Origin of the sequence: Nocardioides sp. (genome assembly GCF_050699375.1) — a bacterium.
GTDB lineage: Bacteria > Actinomycetota > Actinomycetes > Propionibacteriales > Nocardioidaceae > Nocardioides.
Window position 1 is genome coordinate 1 of the sequence record NZ_JBOHDN010000183.1, and the last position, 4417, is coordinate 4417.

The following is a 4417-nucleotide window of genomic DNA, read 5'->3' on the forward strand; positions in this document are numbered from 1 at the left end:
CCTTGATCAGAGCATTGCCCTCGAACGTCGGCGCGTCCTCGACCGGCTCGTCATACTGCGCGACGTCGTCGAGGCCGACGACCGAGACGCCGGGCACCAGCGGCGAGAGGATCCGGAACATCTCGCCCAGCTTCTTGGCGTTGCGCGAGGCGACGTGGATCTTCGGCTCAGCCGGCAAGTGCGGCCTCCTGCAGCTTGGTGAGGTCGGCGCAGCCCTTCTCACCCAGTGCCAGGATCGAGTCGAGCTCGGAGCGGTCGAAGGCAGCGCCCTCGGCCGTGCCCTGCACCTCGACGAACTTGCCCTCGCCGGTCATCACGATGTTCATGTCGGTCTCGGCGCGGACGTCCTCCTCGTAAGGCAGGTCCAGGCGCGGCACGCCGTCGATGATGCCGACCGAGATCGCGGCGACGGAGCCGGTCAGGGCCTTCGATACACCCAGCGAGGCGACCGCGTCGGCCAGCGCCACATAGGCACCGGTGATGGCGGCCGTACGCGTCCCGCCGTCGGCCTGCAGCACGTCGCAGTCGATGTTGATGGTGTTCTCGCCGAGAGCCTTGTAGTCGATGACCGCGCGCAGCGAGCGCCCGACCAGGCGGGAGATCTCGTGCGTACGTCCGCCGATCTTGCCCTTCACCGACTCGCGCGAGGAGCGCTCGTGGGTGGCGGCCGGCAGCATGGCGTACTCCGCCGTCACCCAGCCCAGCCCTGAACCCTTGCGCCAGCGCGGCACGCCCTCGGAGGCCGAGGCGGCGCACAGGACGCGGGTCTTGCCGAACTCGATGAGGACGGAGCCGGCTGCGTGGTCCAGCCAGTTGCGGGTGATCTTGATGGGGCGCAGCTCGTCGTCGGCGCGCCCGTCAGCTCGATTCGTCACGCCGACCACCCTAGGGGACCGGGTCGAGCGGACCGTAATGGTTACGCCTGTGACGCCTGAGGCGCCTCATCCTTCACAGGCGTAACGGTTTCGGTCCGCATCGCACGCGACACCAGCCACGGCCCGAGGTCACGCGCCCGCCGCCCCACCCAAGGCACCCCCTCGCCGGCCATCCAGGCCAGGTCCTGCGCCCATCCGGTCTCCAGCCCACCGGCCGGCTCCAGCGAGGGAGGCTCGAACGAGAAGCCGTACGCAGCCAGCTGATCGGCCAGCTCGCGGGCGAGCCTGCGGTGGCCGAGCTCGGAGGGATGCAGCCGGTCCGTGGACCAGTACCTGCGCTCGTGCACCTCCGGGACGGCCCCGAAGTCGATCCGCAGGCCGCCATAGGTCGCATACGCCTCGTCCCACACCGCGTTGAGATCGGCCGTACGCCGCCGCAGCGACCTCCGCATCCAGCCGGGCAGCGGCCACAGCAGCGAATGGTCGTGGAAGCGCGGGGTCATCAGCAGCGCGCCCTGGCCCGAGAGCGCGTCCGCGCAGGTCATCACGTCCTGGCGCAGCCGCACCGGGTCCCAGGTGGAGCGCATCAGGTCGTTGAGCCCGACGATCAGCGAGGCCAGATCGGGCCGGTGCGCGACCGCATCATCCAGCTGATCGGCGACGACGACGGCAGCGGTCCCGCCGATGCTCGCGGTGTTGCAGAAGGAGATGTCGTACGTCTGTCCCAGAGCCTCGGCGAGAAGCCGGGCCCATCCACGCCAACCGTCGGGGACCGGGTCCCCGAGGCCAACAGTGGCGCTGTCGCCCAGCGCCGCGTAACGCAGGTAGGTGCCCACGGCTCACGACGATGACGGGGGTGGGTGCCGAAGCACCCACCCCCGCGTGTCGTGTCGCGAACAGTCCGATGAACTACTTCAGCTCGGACTTGAGGACCCGCATGGTGCCGAGCACCAGCGGCAGCCCGACCCACAGTGCGATCGAGGTGAACAGCCGGGCGTACCCGAGGGCTCCGTCCTCGACGGCGACTCCGGCCGCCTGCATCTCGTTCCCCGCGATGTAGGGCATCATCGCGACCTGCATGGAGATCCACGGGAAGATGTTCTGAGCCCAGTCGAAGACGAAGTAGAGAGCGCTGAAGACGGATGCCTCCAGGATCAGCGTGTAGCCGTAGTAGATGACCAGCGCGGCCGGGGTGTTGAGCAGCAGCATCGCGAACCCGAAGCCCATGAGCAGGTAGAGGATCTGCGTTGCCAGGGTCCACGCGAGCGCCTCACCGGTCACGTTCCAGCTCGCCTCGGACCCGGCGATCGCCGCGCCGCCAAGCGTTCCGAGCGCGCCGACGCCGACCGCGATGGCCATGGTGACGACACCGAGGACGAAGACAGCCAGGAGCTTTGCGAGCACGACCTTCAACCGGCTGGGCTCGAGGGTGAAGGTGACCATGTGCGTGCGCTGACCCCACTCCTGGGTCACGATCATGATCGCCAGCACAGGCACCAGCAGCGAGACCGGGAACGACAGAGCGCTCATCCAGGTCGATGCCGGCAGCGCGGACATGTCGGCCAGCGCCGTGATGAGCAGGATGACGAGCGCGACCAGCGCGATCAGCCCGCCGGTGATCATCAGCATGACCCGGCCGGCGCGCGTGTCGGTCATCTTGCGCCACTCGACCAGCACCAGACGGCTGAAGGGCACCTTCGCCGCCGTCGGGAGCGGGGTGGAGGGCGCTACGGATACGGCGCTCATGCGGAGACTCCTTCGGCGTGGATCTGCGCGGTGTTCTCGCGCTGGGTTTCTGCGGTGAGCTGCAGGAAGATGTCCTCGAGGCCGACGCCACCGTCACGCAGGTCGGTGATCACGACGTTGGACTCCAGAGCTGCCTTGCCGACCTCGGCCGGCGCAGCGGAGACCCGCATGCCGGTGCCGACCGGCTCGACGCTGTAGCCCTTGCCCTTGAGCGCGACCGTGAGCGCCTCGTTGTCGAGGGAGGTGACCAGCGACTGACCGCCGGCGCCGTCCCCGGCGAGGATGGTCTCCTTGGTGCCCTGGGCCACGATGCGGCCGTTGCCGATGAGGATCAGCTCGTCGGCGATCTGCTCCACCTCGTGCAGCAGGTGGGAGGAGAGCAGCACGGTGCCGCCACGGTCGGCGTACTCCTTCAGGAGCCCACGCATCCAGCGGATGCCCGCCGGGTCGAGACCGTTGGCCGGCTCATCGAGGATGAGCACCTTCGGGTCACCGATCAGAGCGCTCGCGATGCCGAGCCGCTGCTTCATACCCAGCGAGTAGTTCTTGATCCGGCGCTTCGACTCCGAGGGAGTCAGCGAGACCAGCTCGAGCATCTCGTCCACGCGAGCCTTGGGCAGGCCCATCGTCATCGCGGCGAGCGTGAGCACCTCACGGCCGGTGCGGCCGTCGTGCTGGGCACTGGCGTCGAGCAGCACGCCGACGTGGCGGCCGGGGTTGGGAAGCTCGGAGTAGAGGGAGCCGTCGATCGTCGCCCGGCCCTTGGTGGGGTTGGTCAGTCCAACCATGATGCGCATGGAGGTCGACTTGCCCGCGCCGTTCGGCCCGAGGAATCCGGTGACTTTGCCCGGCTCGGCGGTGAACGACACGTCGTCGACCGCGGTGAAGGTCCCGTAGACCCTCGTCAGTCCTTCGACTTTGATCATGACGTACATCTTGCCGTGCCTCCGGCGGAGACTGCATCGGACATACGGATGACCCCCGACCCGACAAAAGTATGGGGCCGGTCGAGACCCCAGCAGCCTGTTTGCCCGCCTTCGGTTCATTAACGTGTACGCCGTGCAGCAACCCGCGCCCGAGGCCACCCAGCCACGCCTGACCCTGTGGGGGCACGTCTGGCGCTATCTCGTCGCGCTGGGGATCAGTGCGCTGGGACTGACCAGCAGCGTCGGCGGCTGGCCCGACTGGCGTCTCGCCCTCGACCTCCTCCTCGGCGTGACCAGCCTGGTCCTGGTCTTCTGGCGGCGCCGCTGGCCCGTCACCATCGCGACGGTCATCACCATCGCCAGTGCGTTCTCGATCCTCGCCGCGGGCGCGTCCGCGCTGGCCCTGGTCTCGCTGGCGACCCGACGCCGTTGGCGCGAGATCATCCCGGTCTCGCTGATCAGCTTCGTGGCCGGCATGTTCTGGTTCGCCGTGATGGACACCGCGACACCTTCGGTGGGGCCCTCGGCCTTCGCGATGTGGGGTCTCAACATCGGTCTCAGCGTCGTGATCATCGCCGCGATGGTCGCCTGGGGCATGTACATCGGCTCGCGCCGCGAGCTGATCACCACCCTGCGCCAGCGCGCCGAGACGGCCGAGGCCGAGCAGACGCTGCGTGTCTCCCAGGCCCGCGAGACCGAGCGCCGGCGCATCGCCCGCGAGATGCACGACGTGCTCGCCCACCGCATCTCCCACATCTCCATGCAGGCCGGCGCGCTCGCCTTCCGCGAGGACCTCTCCGCCGACCAGGTGCGGGGCGAGGTGGGCACCATCCGCGACGGCGCCCACCAGGCGCTCGAGGACCTCCGGGC

Annotated in this window: 6 protein-coding genes; 1 reads left to right on the forward strand and 5 read right to left on the reverse strand. The window is 68.9% G+C overall.

Annotation, left to right across the window (positions count from 1 at the left end; translation table 11 throughout):
* The 5 genes from ACRDPS_RS13640 to ACRDPS_RS13660 all read right to left on the reverse strand — a co-directional run.
* Window positions 1-223, reverse strand: a 223-nt coding sequence (locus ACRDPS_RS13640) for a non-canonical purine NTP pyrophosphatase (RefSeq protein ID WP_431502186.1), incomplete at its 3' end; no start/stop codon positions are given.
* On the reverse strand, window positions 168-875 hold the full coding sequence (rph, locus tag ACRDPS_RS13645) for a ribonuclease PH (RefSeq protein WP_431502187.1): 708 nt from the start codon (window positions 873-875) through the stop codon (window positions 168-170). The genes rph and ACRDPS_RS13640, both read right to left, overlap by 56 nt.
* A gap of 41 nt (window positions 876-916) precedes the next feature.
* On the reverse strand, window positions 917-1711 hold the full coding sequence (locus ACRDPS_RS13650; protein WP_431502188.1) for an SGNH/GDSL hydrolase family protein: 795 nt from the start codon (window positions 1709-1711) through the stop codon (window positions 917-919).
* 73 nt (window positions 1712-1784) lie between these two features.
* Window positions 1785-2621, reverse strand: coding sequence for a hypothetical protein (locus tag ACRDPS_RS13655; RefSeq protein WP_431502189.1), 837 nt, complete (start codon window positions 2619-2621; stop codon window positions 1785-1787).
* Window positions 2618-3547, reverse strand: coding sequence for an ABC transporter ATP-binding protein (locus ACRDPS_RS13660; protein ID WP_431502190.1), 930 nt, complete (start codon window positions 3545-3547; stop codon window positions 2618-2620). Before ACRDPS_RS13660 ends, ACRDPS_RS13655 begins: the two co-directional genes overlap by 4 nt.
* Before the next feature lie 133 nt (window positions 3548-3680).
* On the opposite strand from ACRDPS_RS13660, the gene ACRDPS_RS13665 reads away from it, so the two are divergent.
* A partial coding sequence (locus ACRDPS_RS13665; protein WP_431502191.1) for a sensor histidine kinase occupies window positions 3681-4417 on the forward strand: 737 nt, incomplete at its 3' end.